Consider the following 25,800-nt stretch of genomic DNA (forward strand, 5'->3'; position numbering starts at 1 on the left):
GTGATATGATAAGCGGAGAGGGGAGGCGCGACATGGATCGTGAAAAACAGCAGCTCAGCATAGAAGCGGCAAAACTATATTATCAATCAGATTACAGCCAGCAGCAGATCGCCGAACGGCTTAATCTGTCACGCCCTACCGTTTCAAGGCTGCTTCAGTACGCAAAGGAAAAAGGGTATGTGCAAATTCGCGTCATGGACCCATTTGAGGATCTGGACGAACTCGGCGCGAAGCTGGAAGAAAAATACGGGCTGCTTGAGGCGCACGTCGTCTTTTCTCCAAGCGACGATTACCAGGCCATTACACATTACTTAAGCCGCTATGGCGCAGACTATATGCATAAAACCGTAAAGGACGGCGATATACTCGGCGTAAGCTGGGGGACGACGATGTACCAGATCGCAAGCCGCATGGAGCCGAAGCAGGTAAAGAGCGTTGAAGTTGTGCAGTTGAAAGGCGGCATCAGTCATTCCAATGTCAATACGTATTCGTCAGAAACGATTCAGCTGTTCGCCGAAGCATTTCAGACGATGCCGAGGTATTTGCCGCTGCCGGTTATATTTGACAGCGCCGATGTGAAACAGATGGTCGATCGGGACAGACATATTAAGCGGATCATTGAAATGGGCAGACAAGCTAATATCGCCCTGTTTACGGTCGGAACCGTCCGGGATGAGGCGCTGCTTTTCAGACTCGGCTATTTCCGGGAAGAAGAGAAACAATTACTGAAAGCACGCGGAGTCGGCGATATTTGTTCGCGCTTTTTTGACGCGGAAGGCAGGATTTGCAGCAGCAGCATTAACGGCCGGACGATCGGAGTCGAGCTCAGCGACTTGAAAATGAAAGAGCGTTCGATTCTGGTGGCGGGCGGCAGCAGAAAATGCAAGGCCATTCACGGTGCCCTGAGAGGAAAGTACGCCAACGTTTTGATTACCGATCAGCATACGGCCAAAAAACTCATTCAAGAATTGTGACAATTCATGAACATAATTTCAATTACCAATTTACATATGTTCAAAATTCGGTTATTCTAAACGTATCCTAGGAAAAAGGAAGTGCATACAATGTCAATTGCAAGTCAAATAGACCATACTGCTTTGAAACCGCATACACAAAAAGCAGATATTTTACAACTGATAAAAGAAGCAAAAGAATATAAATTCGCTTCCGTTTGTGTAAACCCAACTTGGGTCAAACTCGCAGCGGAGGAACTGAAGGGCACGGGAGTTGACGTTTGCACCGTTATCGGATTTCCTCTCGGCGCAACGACATCGGAAACAAAAGCATTTGAAACGAAGGATGCCATCTCAAAAGGAGCCACTGAGGTTGACATGGTCATCAATATCGGCGCATTAAAAGACGGCGATGATGAAGTGGTTGAAGCTGATATCCGCGCGGTAGTTGAAGCAGCTGATAAAAAAGCGCTCGTCAAAGTGATCATCGAAACATGCCTTTTGACAGATGAAGAAAAAGAGCGCGCGTGCCGCTTAGCGGTATCAGCAGGCGCCGATTTCGTCAAAACGTCTACCGGTTTTTCTACAGGCGGGGCAACGGCTGAAGATATCGCTCTTATGAGAAAAACAGTCGGACCGGACATCGGGGTCAAAGCATCAGGCGGCATCAGAACAAAAGCTGATGTTGACAGCATGATCGCTGCGGGCGCGAGCCGGATCGGCGCAAGTGCGGGCGTCTCTATCGTGAGCGGCGGAGACAGCGGCAGCAGCGACTATTAATCAGCAGTGCGGAAGCTGAAAGCTTCCGCCATCCTCTTTCTTTGTTGATGCATAAAAAATTGTAAGCGAATACAAATAAAAGGAGAACACATATGAAGTATCTCATCGGAATTATCGGAATCATTGTGTTTTTAGGTCTTGCCTGGCTTGCCAGCAACGGCAAAAAAAGAATCAGAATCCGGCCGATCGCCGTCATGCTCGTGCTGCAGCTGATTCTCGGTTATATTCTCCTCAACACCGGTATCGGGAATTTTCTTGTCGGCGGTTTTGCAAAAGGATTTAACTACTTGCTGGAATATGCATCAGAAGGGATTAACTTTGTATTCGGCGGGCTTGTGAATGCGAAACAGACGACGTTCTTCATGAGCGTGCTTCTGCCGATCGTTTTTATATCCGCTTTAATCGGAATTCTGCAGCACTGGAAGGTCCTCCCCTTCATCACGAAGTATATCGGTCTTGCGTTAAGCAAGGTGAACGGAATGGGGAAAATCGAATCTTACAACGCTGTCGCATCTGCGATTTTAGGGCAATCAGAAGTCTTTATCAGTTTGAAAAAACAGCTCGGTTATCTTACTGAACAGCGCTTATATACGCTTTGCGCGTCCGCAATGTCGACGGTCTCAATGTCGATCGTCGGTTCTTACATGATGATGCTGAAGCCTGAATACGTCGTGACGGCGCTTGTGCTGAACTTATTCGGCGGATTTATCATCGCTTCTATCATCAACCCGTACACCGTCAGCAAAGAAGAGGATTTGATCGTCGTTCCTGAAGAAGAAAAGCAATCCTTTTTTGAAGTGCTCGGTGAGTATATAATGGATGGATTCAGAGTCGCCGTCGTCGTAGCGGCGATGCTGATCGGATTTGTTGCACTCATTGCCCTGGTCAACGGCGTTTTTAACGCGGTCTTCGGCATTACATTCCAGGCGCTGCTCGGATATGTATTCGCGCCGTTTGCGTTTTTAACCGGTATTCCGTGGAATGAAGCGGTGAGCGCCGGAAGCATTATGGCGACGAAAATGGTATCGAATGAATTTGTGGCGATGCAGACACTCTCATCCGGCGATTTCCATTTCAGTGCGCATACACAGGCAGTGGTATCTGTATTCCTTGTCTCATTCGCGAATTTCTCCTCTATCGGGATCATTACCGGTGCGGTGAAAGGGCTGCATGAAAAACAAGGAAACGTCGTCGCGCGGTTCGGGCTGAAGCTGCTGTACGGCGCAACGCTCGTCAGCTTCCTGACAGCGGCGATCGTCGGATTGATTCACTGAACATAAATGAAGGACAGGTGATAGATCATGAGAATGGTAGATCTTATTGTAAAAAAACAAAATGGAAAAGAACTGACAACAGAAGAAATTCAATTTTTCGTAAAAGGATACACGGACGGAAGCATCCCTGATTATCAGGCAAGCGCGCTGGCTATGGCGATTTACTTTCAGGATATGACGGATCAGGAGCGCGCCGATCTGACAATGGCGATGGTGAATTCAGGGGAAACGATTGATCTTTCCGCCATTGAAGGCATTAAGGTCGACAAGCACTCTACGGGCGGGGTCGGCGACACGACAACTCTCGTACTCGCACCGCTCGTCGCGGCGCTCGGCGTTCCCGTTGCTAAAATGTCCGGCCGCGGTCTTGGCCATACGGGGGGAACCATTGATAAGCTGGAAGCGATCGAAGGCTTCCACGTGGAATTGTCAAAAGATGAATTCATCAAGCTTGTGAACCGCGACAAAGTAGCGGTCATCGGACAAAGCGGCAATTTGACGCCTGCCGATAAAAAGCTGTATGCGCTGCGTGATGTAACGGGTACGGTGAACTCCATCCCGCTGATCGCAAGCTCAATTATGAGTAAAAAAATCGCAGCCGGAGCAGATGCCATCGTGCTTGACGTCAAAACGGGCGCCGGCGCGTTTATGAAAACGGATGAAGACGCCGTGAACCTCGCCAAAGCAATGGTCCGCATCGGAAACAACGTCGGCCGCCAGACGATGGCCGTGATTTCTGACATGTCGCAGCCGCTCGGTTTTGCGATCGGGAATGCTCTGGAAGTACAAGAAGCCATTGATACGTTAAGAGGGGAAGGGCCTGAAGACTTAAACGAACTCGTCCTCACGCTCGGCAGCCAAATGGTCGTATTGGCGAAAAAAGCCGAGACATTGGAAGAAGCGAGAACGAAGCTGCAGGAAGTCATGAAAAACGGCAAAGCGCTTGAAAAGTTCAAAGAGTTCCTGAGCAATCAGGGAGGAGACGCTTCTGTCGTTGACGATCCGTCCAAACTTCCGCAGGCGGCGTACAAAATTGACGTTCCGGCGAAAGAAGCGGGTGTCGTTTCAGAAATCGTCGCCGACGAAATCGGCGTCGCAGCGATGCTGTTAGGCGCGGGACGTGCGACAAAAGAGGACGAAATCGATCTTGCCGTCGGCATTATGCTCCGCAAAAAAGTCGGTGACAACGTCGAAAAAGGCGAGCCGCTCGTCACCCTTTACGCCAACCGCGAAAACGTTGATGACGTGACCGCCAAAGTCTATGACAACATCCGCATCTCAGAAAAAGCGGAAGCGCCGAAACTGATTCATACGCTGATTACGGAATAAGAGAAGAAAGGCACATACCTCATCAGTATGTGCCTTTTTTTATGGCATGGTTTTATCCAAATGAATGTCACGGACGGATTGTTTCGGCTGTTTCTTTCTCAAAAAACGAATGAGATAGCACAGGATCATACAAGGAATTCCGCAGAAGAGGGCGATTCTTTGATTGGGATCAAATGCAAGGCCTACGCATGAAGCGAAACATAAGATCACAGCGGCGATCGGAACGAGAGGGTATAACGGTGTGCGGAAGGTCAGATCCGAGACGCGTCCGCCATTTTTTACATAATGTTTTCGAAATAACAGCTGAGACAGGGCGATACTCATCCACACCACGACGCCGGCAAATCCGGCTATTGCCACAAGCACCACGTAGACCGTGCCCGGGGCGGCGATGCTTGAGATCAAGGATATGCAGGATACGGCCATGCTGGCGAGCAGAGCATTCAGCGGAATGCCTTTCGACGTGATTTTTTTGAACCGGGCGCTGATCATGTTTTCATTCGCCAGAGACCACAGCATCCGGGTGGAAGCATACAGTCCGGAGTTGGCGACAGAAAGCAAAGCCGTTAAAATCACGAAGTTCATGATATCTGCGGCGTATGGGATACCGATTTGGGAAAAGACCGCGACAAACGGACTTTCAATCACACCGGCTTCCTTCCAGGAGATCAGTCCGGACAGCACAAAAATGGCGCCGATAAAAAAGATAACCGTTCTCCAGGCGACATTCCGGATCGAACGCGGAATATCTTTTGCCGGATTGGCGGTTTCACCCGCCGTAATTCCGATCAGCTCCGTCCCTGAAAAGGCGAAGCTTACGGAAATCATTGCGATGAAAACCGCAAGAAAGCCGTTCGGAAACAGTCCGCCGTTTGAGGTGAAATTCGACAGCATTGGAGCTTCACTCGAACCGTGCAATGAAATCAAACCGAACATCGCGGCGCCGCCTAAGATGATAAATAAAAGGATGGTGACGATTTTGACGCTGGAAAACCAAAACTCTGTTTCTGCAAACAATTTAACGGAGAATGCATTGGCGGCAAAAAGGAGAGCCGCGAAAATCGCGCTCCACATCCAGACGCTGCTGTGGGGAAACCAGCGCTGCATAAGGATACCGGAAGCTGTAAACTCCGATCCTACCGTCACCACCCAATTCACCCAATACATGATACCGACCATAAAACCTGTGGACGGTCCGATAAACGTTGTCGCATACGTTTGAAATGAACCGGTCACAGGCATGGCTACTGACAATTCTCCGAGACACTGCATGACAAGATACATCATCAAGCCGCCGATCAGGTAAGCGGCGATCGTCCCGCCCGGCCCGGCCTGGCTCAATGTATACCCTGTGCTCAAAAACAGCCCCGTGCCGATGACTCCTCCCAATGAAATCATAAATAAGTGCCTGCTTTTCATCGTGCGCTTTAGTTGATTGCCGCCTTGATCAACATCCATCGTGATCTCCCCCTTTTTGCGTGGCGTGAGAATCTTCCGGCAGCAGAGAGCACGCGTGCCGGAATTGACTTTAACGTGACAATTTAAATCCCTTTAATGCATGTAAAATGACGTGTGCGGCTGCCCGGCTTGTCATATCGCGAAAATCAAGTGTCGGATCAACCTCAACGATCTCAATACCCGAGATGTCAGCCTCCTGGGCTAAAAACCTGACCGCCTGAAGCAGTTCTTCGGTATACAGACCTCCGGGGCCGATCGCGGGGCAGCCGGGCGCATGAGCTTGATCCAGCACATCCATATCAACCGAAATAAAAATGGTGTCGGTTCTTTTTTGAACGGCCGGCAAGACCTCTTGTATCGTTCGGAGGAGCCCTTTCTCCCGGATCATCTCCATTGTATACACTTCTGCCTGCCGCTCTTTTACATATTGTTCATATGCCAAGCTGTTGCTGAACTCCCTGATTCCAAGCTGAATCAGGTTTTGTCCGCTTATGATATTTTCATCTAACAGCCGGCGGAATGGCGTGCCGTTTGTCGGCCCTCCGTCTTTTGTGTTGCGGACATCGTGGTGGGCGTCGAATTGAAAGACGGCCGTTGTTCCTTTCGTTTCCGCAATGGCTTTAATGGTGGAATAACTGATGGAGTTGTCGCCGCCGAGAATGACGGGCACCCAGTCAGGCTGGTCCGTCAGAATGTCATGAATGGTCCGATAAATGTGTTCGTGAGATTTAACGACATCCGTGACATGAATCTGAATATCACCGATATCGTACAGATGGTCAATGACATGCTCCCGCAGCTCTGCGGAATATGCGGAAATCCCGCCGAGCGCCCGGCGGATCGCACCGGGGGCAAAGCAGGCACCGGAATGGCTGATTGACGACTTAGAAAGCGGAACGCCGATCAAAGCCGGCCCTTTGATCGTTTGTCCCGCCCACGCTTCCGTCACATCGCCGATCCTTGTCACATGGCGGTCGTTGAAGAGGGAGCCGGCTTTTTGCAGAAACGGATACTTATCCAAGAGCGGCTCCCTCCCTTGAAACGACCGTCTTTCCGTTCTTGATGACACGGTGTACATGATTGACGCCGTAATGATACGGGATATACATGTAATTCGGCGCTTCCCAAATGACAATGTCAGCCGCCCGTCCGGCTTTAATTTGTCCGGCCTCTTCGCCTTTTCCGATCGCATACGCGGCATTAACGGTGACAGCGTGCCAGATTTCTTCTGCGGTCATTTTTAAATGAAGCGCGGCAATCGACATGATGAGCTGGAGATTTTCCGTCGGTGAGCTGCCCGGGTTGAAGTCAGTCGCCAAACTGACCCGTACGCCCGCATCAATCATCTCCCGGGCTCTCGCATAAGTGTGTTTGCCGAGATAGAAAGTCGTGCCCGGCAGCAGGACAGCGATCGTTCCGGACTCCGCTAGCTTTTCGATGCCTTCGTCAGACGCCCCCACCAAATGATCGGCAGAAACAGCATGCAGCTCTGCCGCCAATTCCGCGCCGCCGAGCGGGTCAATCTCATCAGCATGGATTTTCAGGCCGAAACCAGCTTCAGCCGCCTTTTTCAGGTAGTCCCGTGACTGGCTGACGGTAAAGACGCCTGTTTCTGTGAAAATATCGGCAAATTGCGCGAGGCCTTTTTCTTTTATTTCAGGCAAAAGCTGCAGCATGCGATTCAGAAATTCGTCAGGGCTGTTACGGTACTCAGGCGGAATGGCGTGTGCCCCCATAAAGGTCGTGACAAGGTCGATCGGCTGGCGCCCGCCCAGTTTTTTCGCTGCGGTCAGCTGTTTCAGCTCCGTGTCTTTGTCGAGTCCGTACCCGCTTTTTACTTCCGCGGTCGTGATGCCGTATGACAGCATGCGTCCGAGGTGGAAAAGCCCTTTTTCAATCAGTTCTTCTTCGGAAGCGGCTTTCGTGTCTTTGACCGTTGACAAAATACCGCCGCCTTGCGCCAGAATATCCAAGTAGGACATGCCCTGAATTTTTAAATTCAGTTCTTTTTCCCGGGACCCCCCGAATACAAGATGGGTATGGGGATCGACGAGGCCGGGGGTGACGAGCCGTCCCCCGCAGTCGATGATGTCTCGTGCCTCGTATCCTTCCTCCGCTCCTTGATGTCCGGCAAAAACAATGCGCCCGTCGTGAATGCCGATGACGGCATCTTCCGTGACACGAAGATCTTGCATGCTTCCGCCTGATCGGGGGCCGCCGGATTCCATCGTCAGCAGCTGGCCGATGTTGGTGAGTATGGTATCTATTTGTTTCGGCATGTTACCGCTCCTTTTTCATCGGTATCATAATGTCTTGTTCCTCGGCGACTTGAGCCGCTTTTTCATAACCTGCGTCCGCATGGCGGATGATGCCCATTCCCGGATCGCTTGTCAGAACGCGGGAAAGCCGCTGTTCCGCAAGGATGCTGCCGTCAGCGACCGCGACCATTCCCGCGTGAAGGGAATACCCCATGCCGACGCCCCCGCCGTGGTGAAAAGAAACCCAGCTTGCGCCTGAGGCCGTGTTGATCAGCGCGTTCAGCACCGCCCAATCGCCGACCGCGTCGCTTCCGTCTTTCATCGCTTCTGTTTCCCGATTCGGAGAGGCGACAGATCCGCAGTCTAAATGGTCTCTTCCGATGACGATCGGGGCTTTCAGCTCGCCGTTTCTGACCAATTCATTGATGGCGAGCCCCATCTTTTCCCGTTCACCGTAGCCGAGCCAGCAAATACGGGACGGCAGGCCTTGGAATGTGACTTTTTTCTGCGCCATGTCAATCCAGCGGTGAAGGGCTTGATTTTCTGGAAACAGCTCTTTTAATAAAGCGTCCGTGCGGTATATATCTTCAGGGTCTCCCGACAGCGCAGCCCAGCGGAACGGCCCTTTTCCTTCACAAAATAACGGCCGGATGTAGGCGGGAACGAATCCCGGGAAATCAAAAGCATCGGCGAGCCCCTCATCTTTGGCAGCTTGGCGGATATTGTTGCCGTAATCAAAGACGATAGCCCCTTTTTTCTTGAAGGCGAGCATGGCTTCCACATGCTTTTTCATACTCTGCTTGGAAAGCCTTACGTATAATTCAGGCTGATCCCGGCGCAGGCAGTCGGCCTCTTCAAGTGAGTATCCTGCCGGAATATAGCCGATCAGCGGGTCGTGAGCGGAAGTCTGATCGGTTACGATGTCAATATGGACGCCGCGGTTCAAAAGCTCATGATGCACCTCAGCCGCATTGCCGAGAAGGCCGATTGATAAAGGTTCTCCGGCTTGTCTGGCTGCTTCGGCCCAGCGCAGCGCTTCGTCAATTGATGCGGTTTTACGGTCGCAATAGTTTGTTTCCATCCGTTTATCAATCCGTGTTTCATCCGCTTCAACGGCGATGACGACGCCGTCATTCATCGTGACGGACAGCGGCTGGGCGCCTCCCATTCCGCCAAGTCCGGCCGTCAGCGTTAGGGTTCCTTTCAGACTGCCGCCGAAATGCTGTCTCGCAAGCTCCGCAAAGGTTTCATAGGTGCCTTGCAAAATACCTTGTGAGCCGATATAAATCCAGCTGCCGGCCGTCATCTGCCCGTACATCATCAGCCCTTTTTTCTCAAGGTCATGGAAATGCTCCCAATCCGCCCATTTCGGCACGAGAACCGAATTAGCCAGCAGGACGCGGGGCGCGCGGCTGTGCGTGCGGAACAGTCCGACCGGTTTTCCGGATTGAATCAGCAGTGTTTCATCATCTTTTAACGTTTTGAGGGAGCGCTCAATCGCGTGAAAAGCATCCCAGTTTCGCGCGGCCTTGCCTATGCCGCCGTATACGATCAATTCCTCCGGCTTTTCGGCAACCTCCGGGTCAAGGTTGTTTCGGAGCATGCGGAGCACGGCTTCCTGCTCCCATCCTAAGCATTCAAGTTCGGTGCCGCGGCCGGCGCGGATTGATTTCTTTACATCAGTCATCTTGTAAGTCCCCCTTCATTGGTCATCAGTTTTTGGTGATGCTCATTCGGCAGAAAAGACTCCTTCTTCAGCCAGTCACTCAGATGCTCGATGTCATAAGAAAACACGCGGTCTTCTTGTATGGACGGCACGATGTTTCTCATTTCGTGATAGAGCTGTTTTGTGTACGAGGCGCAATGTTCCGCACCCCGGTATTCCACGGCCTGCAGCGCGCAAATGGCTTCAACGGCAAGCACCCGTCTCGTATTCGCAATGATCTGGTAGGCGTGCCTTGAGGCGATGGTTCCCATGCTGACGTGATCCTCCTGGTTTGCCGATGAAGGAATTGAATCGACACTGGCGGGATGGGCCAGGGTTTTATTTTCTGACACGAGGGAGGCCGCCGCATATTGCATGATCATCGCTCCGGATTGTAAGCCGGGCTGAGGGCTCAGAAAGGGCGGCAGGTCATTCAGCTGCGGATTCACAAGCCGTTCGATACGGCGTTCAGAAATATTCGCAAGTTCGGCCGCCGCCACTTTGAGAAAATCCATGGCAAAGGCGATCGGCTGTCCGTGAAAGTTTCCGCCTGAGATGATTTTGGCGCCGTCTTCGAAAATGAGCGGGTTATCTGTCGCGGCATTCATCTCAATTTCTAATTTTTCTTTTACATACGCTAATGTCTGCCATGATGCGCCATGGACTTGAGGAATACAGCGGATTGAATAGGCGTCCTGGACACGCAGCTCCCCTTGGACGGTCGTCAGCTTGCTGTCTGACAAGTAATAGCGGATTCGCTCGGCGACATCCATCTGTTCCTGATAACCGCGGGCGGCATGAATGTCCTCGTCAAACGCATCGATAATGCCCTGAAGGCCTTCGATCGTTAAGCTCGCGATCCGTTCCGACTGATAGGCCAGCTTTTCGGCTTCGAGGTAAGCGATCAGCCCCATCGCGGTCATGGCCTGCGTTCCGTTGATCAGCGCGAGCCCTTCCTTAGAGGTCAGGACGGCCGGCTGAAGGTTTGTCTTTTCTAAAGCATGAGCTGTCGGCATCCGGGCCCCTTCGTAAAAGACTTCGCCTTGCCCGATAAGCGCCAGTGCGAGATGAGAAAGCGGCGCCAAATCTCCGCTCGCCCCCAGTGACCCTTGCTGCGGGATGACCGGGTGAATGCGATGATTGAGATACGCGAGCAGTTGATCAATCAGCTCAGTCCGCACGCCGGAAAAGCCTTTCAGCAGGGCATTGGCTCGCAAAAGCAGCATGGCCCGCGATACAGATTCCGGAAACGGATCACCGACGCCGCACGCGTGAGAAAGAATCAGATTCAGCTGCAGATCCGCGGCGTCTTCTTTTTGAATCAGCACATCGCTGAACTTGCCGAATCCCGTCGTAATCCCGTAAATGGTCTTCTCTTCTTGAACGATCCGTTCAACCGCCGCCCTGCTTTTTTTCACACGTTTCATGCTTTCGGCAGATGCTTGAACCTCTTCAAAATCAAACAGCACACGCTGGGCATCTGCGGTTGTCAGTGAGGAACCGTCTAACGTCACCATCATTTCAACCCCTTTTCCTTTACTTTGGTAAAGCGCCCATACAAAAAGGAGCTATGCCATGAAAATGATATTTCACGCATAGCCCCCTATCATCTGAAATCTATGGGCTGATTCATATGTGATTAATTCCGACCCCGAATGTTTCGTGCTCAAGCCCCTTAATCGGAGCCCCGATCGTGCCGTAAAGTGAAACGGCGATCCAATCGCCTTCCGCCTCGCTTTCATACGGATTTCCCCGCAAGACGGCAAACTTCAGGCCCACGGTACGAAGCAACGAGCCAAGCAGCATTTCGCCCCGCGTCACTCCGTGCAAAGCTTCCATTGTGGCATGATACAGCGCATGTGATTCGCGATAACCCTCAGATTGAATGACACCGCTCTTTTTGGAAGCGGTTTCAATTGCAGCTACTACCTTATGCGCATCCATTGAACCCACCCTGCCGAGACAGACTTTCCAGCCGTCCCGTTCCAGCCGGCTGATCTGCTGGTTTTCTTCAGTCTCATGAAGCAGAAGAAGGACGGACAATCGCCCGATGCGGCGGTCTTTGTGTAAGGTCATATATGCTTCACTCAATTCTTAAATATTCTGATAACTAGTAACTGTTTTTTATATTAAGTGTTTGCGAATCAGAAGTCAAAACTTTTTTTCCAGTCTTTCACAAATCAGATTGCTATCGAAGTAAAGCGGTACATCGTGAAGTCGGCGCTGTTGATCACATATTTCCGCCATCCGCATCATAAAATGGAGCGTTGTCTTGAAAGCGTTTTAAGAAAAGAAGAGAGCGAGGCGATTTCAGAAAATGAAAACTAGTTTCTTTCGTGTGTGCCTGGTCTCAGCAGCGGTCATCGGGTTCACTCTGCCGCAGGCAAAAGCCCAGCATCCGGTTTTTTCAGAGGTCAGCGTGCATGATCCGTCCGTCATCAAAACAGGCGATACATATTATGTATTCGGCTCGCATTTGGCTTCCGCCAAGTCGAAAAACCTGATGCAGTGGCAGCAGATGTCTTCGAGCGTCAATCCCAATAATCCCCTGATCCCGAACGTCTACACCGAATTAAAAGAGACATTCGACTGGGCCCAGTCTGATACGCTGTGGGCGCCGGATGTCGCCCAGCTGTCTGACGGGAAATATTACATGTACTATAACGCCTGTAAAGGAGACTCACCGAGATCCGCTCTCGGTGTCGCCGTGAGTGACAAGATCGAAGGACCCTACAAAAACAAAGGCATCTTTTTGAAATCGGGCATGGAAGGAAAAAGCGAAGACGGCACGAGGTACAATGCAAACGTTCATCCGAATGTCGTAGATCCGCAAACGTTTTTTGACCATAAAGGCAAGCTCTGGATGGTGTACGGCTCTTACTCCGGGGGGATTTTTATACTAGAAATGAATCCGAAAACCGGTTTCCCGCTCCCGAACCAAGGCTACGGAAAAAAACTGCTCGGCGGAAATCACAGCAGAATCGAAGGCCCGTACATCAGCTACAATCCGGAAACGAAATATTACTATCTGTATCTGTCATTCGGCGGACTTGACACAGCCGGCGGTTATCATATGCGTGTGGCGCGTTCCAAAAATCCGGACGGTCCGTACTATGACGCCGCAGGCCATAACATGCTTGATGCCAAAGGAAAAGACGGCAGCTTCTTCGATGACAAAGCAATTGAACCGTACGGGGTCAAACTCATGGGCGGCTACAGCTTCGCCTCACAATCTGAAAAAGGCACGGGCTACGTATCGCCGGGACACAACTCCGTGTTTTACGACGGGAAAACGAAACGATCATACCTCATTTTCCACACCCGTTTCCCGAACAGAGGCGAAGAGCACGAAGTCAGAGTGCATCGGCTGTACATGAACAAAGACGGATGGCCCGTTGCAGCGCCATACCGCTATGCGGGAGAACCGGATACACACATATCGGCGGCCGCCGTATCCGGAACCTACAAACTCATCCAGCACGGAAAAGACATCACAGCTACGATCAAAACCCCAAAAAACATCCGGCTTAACAACGACGGCACCATTTCCGGGGAAATGACCGGAACCTGGACAATAACGGACAGCAGCAAAGCCCGAATCAACCTGAACGGCACAAATTATGACGGCGTCTTCCTGAAAGAATGGGACTCGGCGAGAGAGAAAGAAGTTGTGACGTTTAGTGTGCTGAGCGGTGATGGGGAGGCTGTTTGGGGAGTGAAGTGAGGTGGACTCAGAATCTTCTTTTAATTAAGAAGGTTCTTTTTTTTGTAATATAAAAAAGCACTTGAAAAGTAATTAATACTCTATAGAGTATAATATTGTTATAGAGATTGTTTTATTATAGTTGTAAGTTCTTTTAAAACAAGTTTATTTTTTGAAAGAGGAGAAATATGAGTAATGTTGTACTTCAAAGCTTTTTAGAAAAGGTTATAGCGAAAAAGATTTTAGATAAGTTAAATAGTATCCGGGATAATAGTAATATTAAACAAACTCATTTAAGTACAAAAGCCGGTAAGAGTGATAATGCTTTTAACAAAATGCTGAATGAAATGAAGGTTCCTAAAATATCAACAGTTTTGAGATACCTCGATGCTACTAATGAGCTGCTGAAAGAAAATAAAATGAATGAAATAACAATAGACGAGCTTTTGGATATTGAAATTCTAGAAATAGTGAGAAGAACAAATAACATTACAGATGGCGATTTTGACAGTTATATTGAACACAATAAGGATTTTTTAAAAGGTATAACGTTCTATTTTGAAATTATGAAAAAGAAAAAAATAATGAGTATTGAAGAAGAAAAACTTTATATGAAAATTAAAGAATTATAAACAGAAATGGAGACTGAGATATGGCAGCAGAAAGACTTATTTGGTTCATTACAAGGCCGGAAAGGGATCCAAAGTTTCACAAGGAAGCCATAAAGGCTTTATATAAAGCAACTGATGAATTAAAACTGACTTGGTCAGGTAATAGAGAAGTACACAAAAGATATGAACAAGAGTTAGCAGATATAGGTATTAAAAGACAGAATATAAGTGAGAGCGGATCGGGCGGGAGAACATGGATGGCATTACTAAGGACTTTTGCTTATTGTTATTTAGATGAAGAGGGAAAGGTTGTACTGACTAAAGCCGGAAGGTCTATACTAAAAGAGGAAAAAGTATATCAAAATATTCGGAAGCAGATACTCACCTTTCAATATCCAAATGCATACTTCTTAGAAAAAGGATTTAAACCTAAGTTTCATGAGGACTTTCAAATACGTCCCGTAAGATTTTTAATTAAATTAGTTAATCAAGAATCGCTAGATTATTATGTTACAAAAGAAGAAATTACCTATTTTGTAATGGTGGCCCAAAAAGATAATCAAATAAAAGAAATAACAGAAAGTATTATCAATTTCCGAAATTCTAGTGTTGAAGAACAAAATAAATTAAAACAAAATATAGCTGAAAAGTTCGAACATAGAGAGAGGTCAGATAAAGGAGCTCGAGATTTCAATACTGCTCATTCTGATGTTGCGCATACTTTTATGCTGATAAGCGAATATACAGGATTGGTGAAATATGTTCGAGGCAAAGCATTAATAGTTGAAAATTCCAAAAAAGAGGAAATAAAAAATGAGATGGAAATATTGGATGCAAAGTATCCGTTTAATAAACGCTATCTCATTTCTTTGCAAAGAATGTTTGAAAATAACGGATTAGATGTTGACAGCTACAAAGCAAGCTCCTTCCATAACATAAAACCTGCAACTAATTCATTAAAAACAAAAAGGAAGCTTCAAAGTATTCTTAAAAATATACCTACTCCGTCTATGCTTGATAAAGAAGATCTTGTTGGAATTCTAAATGAAGAATTTCCTCGGAGTGATGCAGAAGAGTATGCTGATGAAATCCTGGCTGATATTCAATATAAAGCCTTAAATATTAACTTTGTCGAGAGCTACTTAAATGAGAACAGCGATCATCAATTTGAAAAAAGTACGGGAAACATTTTTAAAGCGTTGGGTTTTGAGGTCACAATGCATCCTAAAGCTTTAAATGGGGAAAGAACAGAAATTGATATTTTAATCAGTTATGGTAACGTGTATGGAATAATAGATGCAAAGAGATACAAGGATAAGTTTACATTAAGTGCTTCTTTTGCCTCTCATATGGCTTCGGAATATATACCAAATTATAAAGGTTACGAGGATAAAGAAATGGTTTTTTATGGGTACGTAACAGCATCAAATGAATTTAGAGGTGTTAAAAATTTAGAAAAAATAAAAAGATTAACTGAAAGAAATCTTCAGGGATACTCTGTTGATGGTATTATGCTGAATTCTAAAACTTTATTAGGATTACTGGATTATTGTATAGAAAATGAATTAATGCCTGAACAAAGAGTAAGTATTTTTCTCGGAGCAGTAAAAAATAAGAGTTTTTCATCATTTGAACAATTACTAAAAGAAGTCAACAAAGGTTAAGAGATTGAATTATGCATTTAGAGTAGAAACTTTAAATTATCTATTAGTACTATGTTTTTAAGCGTGCTTACAGAGTTGTGCTTATATTTATAGAGTGCCTGAATTAGAAAAAGGAATCTGACTGCAGATTCCTTTTCCTTAAATCATATAAGGAACTTTTTCCTCTTTAACTAACTCTTTAAAAGTCCATTTTGGCTCAATAGAGTCATATTCAATACCAGCAAACGTTTTTAGTATCGCTTCTGCAATAATTTGAGCAGCTTTTGGAGGGACAGCCATGCCGATTTGCTGTCTTACCTTTTCTTTCTTTCCTTCAAATACAAAATGATCAGGAAAGGTTTGCAGGCGTGCCCGTTCTCTATTGGTTAAGGCGCGAGGCTCTTCCCAATGGTATACGTGAGTGCCGCCGCCCCCGCTTCCAGTCACCGTATAAGATGGTTCATCCGGATGAAGACGTTTATAAATCTGACTCATTCGGGCACCTTTCACTTTGAGTCGTAATTCTTCCGGGATGCCCTCATACCAGGCGTTCTTTCCGGGAGGAATATAGTTCAGCATCTCAATAGTTTTTTGATTATGTTTCGTAGGCTCATGATTTTCAGTAAAATCAAGAATAGGCGGATTATTGAGTGCGTCGTATGCAGTAACATACTGATTAGGAGTAGTAGGAGCAGGAATTTTGAATTCTAAATTCTGGTCTTTTCTGATACCTACTATAATAATACGGTGTCTTTTTTGCGGTACGCCGTATTCCTCAAATTTATATAAGTGAGGAGTGATTGTATAACCCATCCCCGCTTCTCCCAGTTCTCTCAATATCTGAATAAAAGCTTTACCTTCATTTGCACTTTGCAGACCGCCCACATTTTCAGCAATAAAAAATTTCGGATTATGATAATTGAGCACCTTTACACCATATGAGTAAAGAGGGCCGTAATCTCCGCTCATTCCTTTATGTTCTCCAACTATACTGTAATCATTGCAAGGGAATCCAAAGGCTAATGCATCTATAGGAGGGAGGCTTTCTATATCCAATTCTTGCACAGGACCCTCAATTACTGACGGGTCATCAATATTTTTGCAGATATTTCTTCTGTATGTTTTACATGCAGATTCGTCATAATCATTAGACCACTCATGTTTTATGCTGTATTCATTACCGGAACTGTCAACGACACGGGCACTTGTAATTCCTAAAGACAGTCCTCCTGGTCCGCTGAACAATTCTCCTTTTCGGAAGATCATATAAAAACCTCCATTTGTTGATCTCATACACATTATAAACTATAACACATCTTAACGCTAAAAAGAGAACGTTTGTTTCGCGAATTTAAAAGGAGAAAACTTTTGTTTTAATAGAAGATTTAAATGTTTTCATTGAGGGAAAACTTTTACAAATCGGGAGGGGAATCGTATGGCTGACACTCATACAAAAGAACAAAGAAGAAAGAATATGCAGGCGATTAAAGCAAAATCAAAATTAGAAGATAAAGTATCCGCAGCCTTATGGAACAGGGGGCTGCGATTCAGAAGAAATGTTTCATCTCTTTTTGGTAAGCCAGATATAGCTATTAAAAAATACAAAATTGTTATCTTTGTTGATTCTTGCTTTTGGCACGGATGCAGCTCTCACGGAAATCAGCCAAAAAGCAACAAAGTGTATTGGGAGAAAAAACTGAAGCGGAATAAGGAAAGAGATCAAAAGGTTACTTCCTACTATATAAAACATGGCTGGCATATATTAAGGGTTTGGGAACATGCTTTTAAAGAGAATTTTGAAAGAACAATAGATGAGATAGAAACTTTTATAAAAACGAATATGTAGATAACTGATTATAAATTTTCCGGTGATAAATAATTCCTTTTTCCTTTTCATCCAAATAAACCCATAGTGTAACATGAAAATAGTCTATAATGCCCAAAATTTACAAGCGAGGTGTTTACTTATACTAGCAGAGATGAACGCATTACATTCGGCAAGAGCCGACTTTGATATAAAACAAGAGCACATTCATGCCCTGAAACAAGTCAGACATGAAATAACAAATTTAAAACATGAGTTTGCAGATATCAACCATTTGATCAGTCAGCCTCATTTATCCCCGCATACGTGGAAAGGGAGCCATGCAAAGGCCTTTGAAGAGTGTCGCGAAGATATGGCACATGCCTGGGCTGATATCAAAAAGGACCAGGTGAACGGGATAATTGAACGCATTAATGAAAAGATTTCTATATTAGAGGGTGACGTGCATACACTTCAGCACAGAATACGATCAATTGAGAATGAGATCCGAAAACAAAAAGAGAAGAGATGAGGTGCGATATGGGACAGGAGATCAAGATGGATTTCCATATGGTAAAGCAGGGGACAAACTGAAGCTGTATCAAGCCCATTTTTGCAAAGTGAGGTTATGCCCTATGTGTGCGTGGCGCCGGTCGTTAAAAATTGCTTATCATAATAAATTAATTGTAGAAGAAGCTAACCGGCAGTACGGTTGCGGGTGGATTTTTCTCACGCTGACTGTCAGAAATATAGCAGGAGAAGAGCTGAAGTCTAAGATTTCTGACATGATGAAAGGGTTTAATCGTCTCATGAAATACAAAAGGGTCGATACAGCGGTACTTGGCTATTTTAGAGCTTTAGAGATTACTAAAAATCATGAAGAAGATACATATCATCCGCATTTTCATGTGTTATTGCCTGTGAAGAGAAGTTATTTTGGCAAAAATTATATCAAGCAGGCAGAATGGACAAGTCTTTGGAAAAGGGCGATGAAACTGGACTATACGCCGATTGTTGACATTCGAAGAGTCAAGGGAAGAGCTAAAATTGATGCTGAGCAAATTGAGAGCGATGTGCGAGAAGCCATGATGGAGCAAAAAGCAGTTCTCGAAATTTCTAAATATCCTGTTAAGGACACGGATGTGGTGCGTGGCAGCAAGGTGACGGATGATAACTTAAATACTGTGTTTTACTTGGATGATGCGCTTTCTGCGCGAAGGCTGATCGGGTACGGCGGCATTTTGAAGGAGATAGGAGATACATAAAGATCTGAGATCTGAACCTTGAAGATGCGGAAGACGGCGATCTGGTTAAGATTGATGAGGAAGACGATGAGGTGGCAAACAGCGCTTTTGAGGTCATGGCTTATTGGCATCCCGGCATCAAAAATTACATAATCAAGTGAAAGGGAGCAGGCCATGTGGCTTGCTCTCTTACTTTGTAGAACCGTTATTCAATACAAGCAGAAACGATGGCCGTAATGCCAAAGAAGTCCATTATCGCCTCTTTTATTTCAGGGCTGGCTTTTGAAGCTGCTTTGGAGACTGCTTTGTTCCAAGCGGTTTTTTTACTGCGGTATTTTTTCTTGTAATAATTGTAGTACTGATATGTTTTAGTGACGAATGTCTTTACTCCACCCAAGGCTTTTATTGCCTTTTTGATCTTTAACAATTTTGCAGGAGCGAAAGCTAGGCTGGCAAGTGCGGTACCAACAGCACTTATACAACCTAGTACACCTTGAGTCTTGAATGGTTTGTCCGATTGATGAAGCTCAGTTGCAGCGGCGTTCATATCATTGATTAGCGATTGATCATCGATGTTATTTCTGAACCAATCTAAAATTGCATCAGAACCTTGGTTGACCACTGAGTCAGGTATGTTTTCAATTGCGTATAATGCTTTTTGACTAGAAAGCAAACTTGAAAATTCTTTTTCGAGATTAGTGTCTCGAACTAATGATTGATTATTCGGTGATTCAGCGGCTTCAGCGGCTGTCGTTCCAAGGATTGAAAATAAAAACACTGAAACAACTGCCAAAATAATTTTACTTCTGTACTTTAGAACAAATTTCATATTATCCCCCTTTTTTACTTAAAAATACCTTGTAAATTATAAACCATTTTACCGCTTGATTCCATAGCGGAAATTGTGTCATGATGGATTTAGGTATATAAAGTGTTTAACAGAAAGAGTGAGGGGATCAGCAATGAGTGACAAAAAATATGAATCTATACACTGGTTTGCGTCAGTACTAGCGTTTTTATTAATAATTTTGAATAGCTTTTTTACAAAAATTGAGGGTGTAACTGTTGGTATTGCGATTGTATACATAGTGATCATGGGAATTGTTAGGAGTACATGGAAAAAAGCTAAAATAGATTAAGCAGGCCTTCAGGCCTGTTTTTTTATTGCGGTGCAAAAGAGAGAAAATTGTTATGCATGAGTGAAAAAATAAAAAAGTGGACTCGGTGAAAGTCTCCTTTTTTGTAACACGCCTGACGGAAATCGAGAGATTTAGCATGTACACAGGGTTGTGTGTATAAGTGCGCCATTTTCCGTGTGTTCTATTTCCAAAATTGCCACTACTTTTTTTGTTTAGTGGCTGCGATCCTTTTTTGTGTCTCTAGCGACTTCCGTAATGCCGCAGTGAGTGTCTCGTGTCTTTCATGCTGTCTTTTTTCGAATTGTTCCATCCGTTCTGCCATTCTTTGGTTGAATTCTTCCTGTCGCTTCATGAATTCCACCAAAGGATTGTCCTGTAGCGATGTAGCGGTATCCGATATGGTCAGTTTTGAACGATGCAGGCTTGCTATATGCTTTACCGTTTCGTCGAATGAGTGTCCATTGATCTTAGTCATTGTACATAGATACTCTAAAGTCTTTACGTCATCCTCGGACGATAATTTGACTCCCGAATCCATCACGAATCACCTCGTAAAATAGGTTCGCTATGGCGAGGTCAGACACCTTTAAGTGTTGCACCCTTTATTATGATTTGAGTTGTTTTGAAAAGGGTGCATTTTAAAAGGCGCTGCATACCTAAACGAGAGGAAAAATCCAGTCATGACAGGGGACTGACTGGGTTCTTTTGTGTTTGAGTTTGTTTTGGAATTTAGGAGCGGTCCGAGTGCCCAGTTATACGCACCAAATAAATTGGAGCGTACTGGCGAAAATGACCCGCAGGGCCTTTTGATAAAGAGGAGGGGGTAGTAATGCAAGAGATTGATTTTGAAATAGGGATGAAATATGTAAGAGCAACCCTTGGCTTTGAGGGCTTAGTGCTGACGGAAGAAGAGGAAAAGCTCTTAGAAAGGCGGTTTCATGGAGAAATCACAGAAGAAGAATACATACGAAAAGCGCTAGAGCTGTCTTATTCCGGTAGTTCAAAATAAGGGATGTGAAGTTTTCGAGGGGTTGGGAAGGAGCCGAAAAAATGAATGTTGATAAGAAGAGGGAAATCCAAAGAAAATATAAAGAGCAAATGCGAAGGAAAAAAGTGACCTACACTGTAGAAGCAGTGGTTGTTACTGCGATTGTTGTGTTAATTATTTTTTTGAATTGCGTTATTAAAGGATTTTAGGGAAGCAAGCGAATAGGGCATGAGTCAACGGTAACCGGACCGTAGGGAGGATTAAGGAGTTGACTCACTCAGCGCCACCCGAACCCTTTTAGAATGAAAAAACGCTACGGCTATATCTATGCCGACCGCGGTAATGATGGAAAAGGCACGTTTGAAAGAAAAAGAAAAGTTTTTATTGGTATAAAGACGTCATCGCTACAAACGGATAAAGTCTGTAAACGCAATGTTCCAAAGCAAGCCGGCAAAATTGACATTCAGCAAAGAGAGGAGGACAATAAAAGCAGAAAGGCGGGATTCATATGTTTAAAAAAATTCTTGCAGCAGTAGACGGTTCAGACATGAGCGGCAAAGCTTTGGAAGCAGCGATCCATCTGGCGAAAGAACAGCAGGCTGAACTCACCATTCTCTATGCGGGACGTGAAGCCGTTGTCTCCACATCAGCCTTAACAGGGATTGTCTATGTTCCGGAAAACTTCATTGAAGACATTAAACATGAAGTCGAGCAAAAAGGAGCGGCCATTCTGGAAGAGGCCAAGCAGAAAGCGGCTGAAAGCGGGGTAAACGCGGAAAGCCTGTACGTCCAAGGCGAACCTGCGCATCAAATTTTAAACATAGCGAAAGAACAGCATTTCAATCTGATTGTCGTCGGAAGCCGCGGAATCAGCGGATTTAAAGAAATGATGCTCGGAAGCGTGAGCCATAAGGTCTCACAATTGTCTCCTTGTCCTGTACTGATCGTTCATTAAACGGAAGACCCTGCTGATGCGGGGTTTTTTTAATGAGAAAGACCCCCGTCTTTCGAAAAATAGGATGAAATCTTCCTCTGAATCAAGTAAAATGGCTGTTAGTATTTGTCTGAATAAACAGTCAATGATATGGGGGAAGCAAATCAATGCAAGCTGAACAAACATCAAATGCCGTCATCAAAATGGTCATTTCCATGGTCATTTTCGGATCAATCGGCTTTTTCTCGGAACATACGAATGTGCCTTCAATTGAACTGGTCTTTGTGAGATGTCTGTGCGCCTCATTGTTTCTGGGCGTTTGCTGGTTTGGTTCCGGACGGCACCGCACCGAACAATGGAACCGGCGTGAGGTGCTGCAGACACTGGCCTGCGGATTTTTTCTCGTGCTGAACTGGGTGTTTTTATTTAAATCATTTGAGGAGACATCAGTGACGATAGCGATTTCCGTTTATCATTTGGCTCCGGTTCTCGTCCTTCTTCTAGGGAGCCTTATATACCGGGAGAAACTGCATATTGTGTCCGTCACTTCCATCGTGATTTGTTTTCTGGGCACCGCCCTGATTTCCGGCATCAACGGAAATACATCATTTTCTCAGCTGATGGGATCGGGTATTATTTGGGCCGTGCTGGCCGCCCTTTTTTACGCTTTTACGACACTGGCCGGGAAAGGCATCAACAGCCTCAGCCCATACGCCGTCACCTGTTTGCAGACCGGATTGGGCGTTATCATTCTTCTCCCGTTCGTCCGTTTCGGCGCTTTTTCTGATTTGTCGCATGTGAACTGGATCATGATTGTGTCAACCGGTATCATTCATACGGGAATTGTGTATTTGCTCTTTTTTGACAGCTTGCGGTTTTTATCCACCCGGTTTATTTCAATCATCGTATTTCTTGATCCGGCGGTGGCGATTGTGCTTGACACCGTATTTACGGGATTTCGCCCCGACCTTTATCAATCTTTGGGGATTGTATTGATTTTTGCGGGAATGGCGCTGTCCCTGATTCGAAAGCAAAAAGCCGTGCCGGCGGAAACTCAGGCAGACAGCACCCGTATATAGGCGGCCGTATCGGCTGCTTTTTTTGTTTTGGGGCTTTTCAGCCATAACGAAAAAGCAGACAAACAGATCATGGAAAAAGAGGATGGTAATTGTATAATACTTCTTGTGCTTACAATTTAAGAGATTAAAGGAGTGAAGGGCATGATAAAGAAGACGCGTCATCTCGCTTTCTTGGCTGCACTCGGCTTTGCGCTTTGTCTGACCATCGTATGTTCCGTATCAAAACAGGCAGAAGCGGCAGCAGCTTATCCGGATGTGATGCAGGGACTTACCGGATTCGCGGGAAATGCGAAGGATCATAACGGAAAAGCAAAATCCGCCGTATCGGGAGGCCAGGGCGGCCCCGTCGTCTACGTCAGCAATCTTAATGATCTGAATAACAATGCGGGCGGAACGGACCGCAAAACCATCGTCATCACAAGTGATATTTCTTCCCCGGGTAAAGCCGTTGTGACAGTCGGCGCCAATAAAACGATCGTCGGCTCTTATACCAGCCACAGGCTGACCAACATCTATCTGACCACCGGCTCCGGCTCAAACAATGTGATTTTCAAAAATCTCATTATCAGCCATAGTGCCGCCATTACGGGCAACAACGACATTCCGGTGTACATAGCGAACGGACAGAATTACTGGATTGACCACGTGTGGTTTGAAGGACACAGCTACAATCCGAACAGCCACAGTGATTTGGGAAAGCTTCTGTATGTCGGCGCTAAAGCGGATTTTGTGACGCTGTCTAACTCTAAATTCACAGACCATCTGTACGGCCTGATTCTCGGTTATCCGAATGATGATAACGAAGGGCGCAATTATATCGGCTATCCGCATATGACGATCACCAACAACTATTTTAATAACGTCTATGTCCGTTCACCGGGCCTGATGAGATACGGCTATTTTCATGCGAAAAACAACTATGTGACCAATTTCAATTTAGGATTCACCATTCATACAAACGCGACTGTCTTCTCAGAAGCCAACTATTTCGGTAACGGAAATGAAAAAGGCGGAATGATAGACGACTACGGGACGGCCCAATTCACCGACATCGGTTCATTCCCGTCGCTCAAAGCCCCGAAATCACCGCGCACCGGCTGGAATCCGAGATCAAATTACAGCTACGGCACCCTTTCAGCCCAGGACGCCAAAAACTTCGCCAAATCCTATGCGGGAGCGCAAAATACAAATCTCCGCTATCCATAATACGAAAAACCGCCGGCAGCCGGCGGTTTTTTTTATGATAAAAGGTTAGAAGTTCCAGTTATATCTAAAATAACCTTTAATGTCTACTTGTATTATGGATTTGTATTACAAGTGGGGTATCTGTGAAATTTTAAAAAAGAACAAGTGAAAAAGCAGTCCCCCGAATGGCCCGGCAAAACGTCAGGGTAAAGCGGCGGCATTTCGCGTATAATGAAGGGAGCCGGACAGAGAAGGAGTTTAGTCATGAATGAGTTTAATGAATATGCGATCAGCCCCGAGATCCGACGGGCGCTGAATGGCTTGCAATACACCGAGCCGACTGAAGTGCAGCGGCGCGTCATCCCCGCCGCGCTGCAAAAAAAAGACCTCGTCGTCAAATCGCAGACGGGCAGCGGCAAAACCGCGGCTTTCGGCATTCCGATCTGTGAGCTTGCGGAGTGGGAGGAAAACAAACCGCAGGCGCTGATTTTAACGCCGACCCGCGAGCTTGCGGCGCAGATTAAAGAAGATATCACGAATATCGGCCGTTTCAAACGGATAAAAGCCACGGCGGTTTTCGGAAAAGCTTCTTTTGACAAACAGAAAACCGAACTGAAGCAAAAAAGCCACGTCGTTGCCGGAACGCCGGGGCGTGTGCTTGATCATATAGAGAAAGGGACGCTGCCGCTTGAACGGCTGGCGTATGTAGTGATTGACGAAGCGGATGAAATGCTGAATATGGGATTTATTGAACAGGTGGAAGCCATCATTCAGCATCTGCCGAAAAACAGAGTCACCATGCTGTTTTCAGCGACGCTGCCGGATGACGTCGAGAAGCTGAGCCGCACATATATGAAAGACCCTGAATTGATTGAAGTAAAAGCGGAAGGCCTGACGACAAAAGACATTGAGCATTTTGTCACCAGAACAGAAGAAGAGGACAAAACATCCTTGCTGCGAGATGTCCTGATCACCGAAAACCCGGACAGCTGCATCATATTCTGCCGGACAAAAGAAAGAGTCATCCAGTTAACCGATGAGCTGGACAGGCTGGGCTACCCTTGCGATAAAATTCACGGCGGCATGGTGCAGGAAGACCGCTTTGACGTCATGAATGAATTCAAGCGCGGCGAGTTCCGCTATCTCATTGCGACCGATGTTGCCGCCAGAGGAATTGATATTGAAAACATCAGCCTCGTCATCAATTATGATATTCCGCTTGAAAAAGAAAGCTATGTACACCGCACCGGCAGAACGGGCCGCGCCGGACACCGCGGACTGGCCGTTACGTTTGTGACACCGTCTGAATCGCGGTTTCTGAATGACATTGAGACATATATCGGTTTCCGCATCCAGAAGCGGGAGGCGCCGTCTGAGAAAGAAACAGCGGAACGGAAAGCGGCTTTTGCGGAAAAATTGAACGCCCGCCCCGATGTCAAAACAGACAAAAGCGAACAGTTAAACAAAGACATCATGAAGCTGTACTTTAACGGCGGGAAAAAGAAAAAACTCAGAGCGGTCGATTTTGTCGGAACGATTGCGAAAATCGACGGCGTTTCAGCCGATGATATCGGGATTATCACGATTTTGGACAACGCATCGTACGTCGAAATTCTGAACGGCAAAGGCCCGCACGTTCTTGACATCATGAAAAATACGACGGTCAAAGGCAAAAAACTGAAAGTCCATAAAGCCAAGAAATAAAAAAAAAGC

The 25,800-nt window shown here is 46.3% G+C and carries 25 protein-coding genes and 2 pseudogenes; 18 read left to right on the top strand and 9 right to left on the bottom strand.

What is annotated here, in order from left to right:
* Window positions 1-32: 32 nt before the first annotated feature.
* The 4 genes from ACWHAR_RS10555 (at window position 33) to ACWHAR_RS10570 (ending at window position 4,336) form a co-directional block, all read left to right on the top strand.
* Window positions 33-974: a sugar-binding transcriptional regulator gene (locus ACWHAR_RS10555; protein ID WP_032875578.1), complete on the top strand. Its 942-nt coding sequence runs from the start codon at window positions 33-35 to the stop codon at window positions 972-974.
* A 90-nt stretch (window positions 975-1,064) separates the two neighbouring features.
* A complete protein-coding gene (gene deoC, locus ACWHAR_RS10560) occupies window positions 1,065-1,733 on the top strand; it encodes a deoxyribose-phosphate aldolase (protein ID WP_032875581.1) in 669 nt (222 codons plus the stop codon).
* Window positions 1,734-1,825: 92 nt separating this feature from the next.
* Window positions 1,826-3,007, top strand: a complete 1,182-nt coding sequence (locus ACWHAR_RS10565; RefSeq protein WP_004393280.1) for a NupC/NupG family nucleoside CNT transporter — start codon at window positions 1,826-1,828, stop codon at window positions 3,005-3,007.
* Window positions 3,008-3,034: 27 nt separating this feature from the next.
* The gene (locus ACWHAR_RS10570) at window positions 3,035-4,336 is read left to right on the top strand and encodes a pyrimidine-nucleoside phosphorylase (RefSeq protein WP_007614811.1); all 1,302 of its coding nucleotides are present in this window, start codon (window positions 3,035-3,037) and stop codon (window positions 4,334-4,336) included.
* Window positions 4,337-4,375: 39 nt separating this feature from the next.
* On the opposite strand, the gene ACWHAR_RS10575 is transcribed toward ACWHAR_RS10570, so the two are convergent.
* The 6 genes from ACWHAR_RS10575 to hutP all read right to left on the bottom strand — a co-directional run bounded on the left by ACWHAR_RS10575 (window position 4,376) and on the right by hutP (window position 11,833).
* Complete coding sequence (locus ACWHAR_RS10575) at window positions 4,376-5,794, bottom strand: amino acid permease (RefSeq protein WP_032875584.1); 1,419 nt, start codon at window positions 5,792-5,794, stop codon at window positions 4,376-4,378.
* A 70-nt stretch (window positions 5,795-5,864) separates the two neighbouring features.
* Window positions 5,865-6,815: a formimidoylglutamase gene (gene hutG, locus ACWHAR_RS10580; RefSeq protein ID WP_032875587.1), complete on the bottom strand. Its 951-nt coding sequence runs from the start codon at window positions 6,813-6,815 to the stop codon at window positions 5,865-5,867.
* Window positions 6,808-8,073: an imidazolonepropionase gene (gene hutI / locus ACWHAR_RS10585; protein WP_032875590.1), complete on the bottom strand. Its 1,266-nt coding sequence runs from the start codon at window positions 8,071-8,073 to the stop codon at window positions 6,808-6,810. The genes hutG and hutI overlap by 8 nt, the downstream gene beginning before the upstream one ends.
* Before the next feature lies 1 nt (window position 8,074).
* A complete protein-coding gene (gene hutU, locus ACWHAR_RS10590) occupies window positions 8,075-9,739 on the bottom strand; it encodes a urocanate hydratase (RefSeq protein WP_032875593.1) in 1,665 nt (554 codons plus the stop codon).
* Window positions 9,736-11,274, bottom strand: a complete 1,539-nt coding sequence (hutH, locus tag ACWHAR_RS10595; protein ID WP_032875596.1) for a histidine ammonia-lyase — start codon at window positions 11,272-11,274, stop codon at window positions 9,736-9,738. The genes hutU and hutH overlap by 4 nt, the downstream gene beginning before the upstream one ends.
* A 112-nt stretch (window positions 11,275-11,386) precedes the next feature.
* Window positions 11,387-11,833, bottom strand: a complete 447-nt coding sequence (gene hutP / locus ACWHAR_RS10600; RefSeq protein WP_004393292.1) for a hut operon transcriptional regulator HutP — start codon at window positions 11,831-11,833, stop codon at window positions 11,387-11,389.
* Between the two features lie 241 nt (window positions 11,834-12,074).
* Here hutP and ACWHAR_RS10605 point away from each other — a divergent pair, with 241 nt between their 5' ends.
* The 3 genes from ACWHAR_RS10605 (at window position 12,075) to ACWHAR_RS10615 (ending at window position 15,735) form a co-directional block, all read left to right on the top strand.
* Window positions 12,075-13,481, top strand: coding sequence for a glycoside hydrolase family 43 protein (locus tag ACWHAR_RS10605; protein ID WP_032875602.1), 1,407 nt, complete (start codon window positions 12,075-12,077; stop codon window positions 13,479-13,481).
* Window positions 13,482-13,648: 167 nt separating this feature from the next.
* On the top strand, window positions 13,649-14,092 hold the full coding sequence (locus ACWHAR_RS10610) for a hypothetical protein (RefSeq protein ID WP_049589291.1): 444 nt from the start codon (window positions 13,649-13,651) through the stop codon (window positions 14,090-14,092).
* A gap of 20 nt (window positions 14,093-14,112) precedes the next feature.
* On the top strand, window positions 14,113-15,735 hold the full coding sequence (locus tag ACWHAR_RS10615; RefSeq protein ID WP_032875605.1) for an AlwI family type II restriction endonuclease: 1,623 nt from the start codon (window positions 14,113-14,115) through the stop codon (window positions 15,733-15,735).
* Window positions 15,736-15,873: 138 nt separating this feature from the next.
* Here the strand turns inward: ACWHAR_RS10615 and ACWHAR_RS10620 are convergent, their stop codons facing one another.
* Window positions 15,874-16,980, bottom strand: a complete 1,107-nt coding sequence (locus ACWHAR_RS10620) for a DNA cytosine methyltransferase (protein WP_032875608.1) — start codon at window positions 16,978-16,980, stop codon at window positions 15,874-15,876.
* A 169-nt stretch (window positions 16,981-17,149) separates the two neighbouring features.
* Here ACWHAR_RS10620 and ACWHAR_RS10625 point away from each other — a divergent pair, with 169 nt between their 5' ends.
* From ACWHAR_RS10625 to ACWHAR_RS10635, 3 genes and pseudogenes are all read left to right on the top strand, one after another.
* Window positions 17,150-17,560, top strand: coding sequence for a very short patch repair endonuclease (locus ACWHAR_RS10625; protein WP_032875610.1), 411 nt, complete (start codon window positions 17,150-17,152; stop codon window positions 17,558-17,560).
* Window positions 17,561-17,633: 73 nt separating this feature from the next.
* Entirely contained in the window at window positions 17,634-18,050 is a 417-nt protein-coding gene (locus ACWHAR_RS10630; RefSeq protein ID WP_235588106.1) for a YwqH-like family protein, read from the top strand.
* A 55-nt stretch (window positions 18,051-18,105) separates the two neighbouring features.
* A pseudogene (locus ACWHAR_RS10635) lies at window positions 18,106-18,923 on the top strand (protein rep); the annotation flags it as partial.
* A 44-nt stretch (window positions 18,924-18,967) separates the two neighbouring features.
* On the opposite strand, the gene ACWHAR_RS10640 reads toward ACWHAR_RS10635, so the two are convergent.
* On the bottom strand, window positions 18,968-19,591 hold the full coding sequence (locus tag ACWHAR_RS10640; RefSeq protein ID WP_032875613.1) for a hypothetical protein: 624 nt from the start codon (window positions 19,589-19,591) through the stop codon (window positions 18,968-18,970).
* Window positions 19,592-19,724: 133 nt separating this feature from the next.
* On the opposite strand from ACWHAR_RS10640, the gene ACWHAR_RS10645 reads away from it, so the two are divergent.
* Window positions 19,725-19,901: a hypothetical protein gene (locus ACWHAR_RS10645; protein ID WP_024085988.1), complete on the top strand. Its 177-nt coding sequence runs from the start codon at window positions 19,725-19,727 to the stop codon at window positions 19,899-19,901.
* A gap of 199 nt (window positions 19,902-20,100) precedes the next feature.
* On the opposite strand, the gene ACWHAR_RS10650 is transcribed toward ACWHAR_RS10645, so the two are convergent.
* Entirely contained in the window at window positions 20,101-20,376 is a 276-nt protein-coding gene (locus tag ACWHAR_RS10650) for a hypothetical protein (RefSeq protein ID WP_265606019.1), read from the bottom strand.
* A 354-nt stretch (window positions 20,377-20,730) separates the two neighbouring features.
* On the opposite strand from ACWHAR_RS10650, the gene ACWHAR_RS10655 reads away from it, so the two are divergent.
* From ACWHAR_RS10655 to ACWHAR_RS10685, 7 genes and pseudogenes are all read left to right on the top strand, one after another.
* Window positions 20,731-20,910 (top strand): hypothetical protein, encoded by a 180-nt coding sequence (locus tag ACWHAR_RS10655; RefSeq protein ID WP_032875617.1) that lies wholly within the window; start codon window positions 20,731-20,733, stop codon window positions 20,908-20,910.
* Between the two features lie 41 nt (window positions 20,911-20,951).
* A complete protein-coding gene (locus ACWHAR_RS10660) occupies window positions 20,952-21,098 on the top strand; it encodes a hypothetical protein (RefSeq protein WP_024085986.1) in 147 nt (48 codons plus the stop codon).
* A 93-nt stretch (window positions 21,099-21,191) separates the two neighbouring features.
* A pseudogene (locus ACWHAR_RS10665) lies at window positions 21,192-21,307 on the top strand (family 1 glycosylhydrolase); the annotation flags it as partial.
* A gap of 90 nt (window positions 21,308-21,397) precedes the next feature.
* On the top strand, window positions 21,398-21,844 hold the full coding sequence (locus ACWHAR_RS10670; protein ID WP_032875620.1) for a universal stress protein: 447 nt from the start codon (window positions 21,398-21,400) through the stop codon (window positions 21,842-21,844).
* Window positions 21,845-21,990: 146 nt separating this feature from the next.
* The gene (locus ACWHAR_RS10675) at window positions 21,991-22,902 is read left to right on the top strand and encodes a DMT family transporter (RefSeq protein ID WP_004393303.1); all 912 of its coding nucleotides are present in this window, start codon (window positions 21,991-21,993) and stop codon (window positions 22,900-22,902) included.
* 141 nt (window positions 22,903-23,043) lie between these two features.
* Window positions 23,044-24,108, top strand: a complete 1,065-nt coding sequence (locus ACWHAR_RS10680) for a polysaccharide lyase family 1 protein (RefSeq protein WP_032875623.1) — start codon at window positions 23,044-23,046, stop codon at window positions 24,106-24,108.
* A 243-nt stretch (window positions 24,109-24,351) separates the two neighbouring features.
* Window positions 24,352-25,791 carry a DEAD/DEAH box helicase gene (locus ACWHAR_RS10685; protein WP_015418533.1) on the top strand — a complete coding sequence of 480 codons (1,440 nt, stop codon included), beginning with the start codon at window positions 24,352-24,354 and terminating at the stop codon, window positions 25,789-25,791.
* The last annotated feature ends 9 nt before the right edge of the window (window positions 25,792-25,800 follow it).

The organism is Bacillus sp. LR--39, from assembly GCF_053613335.1.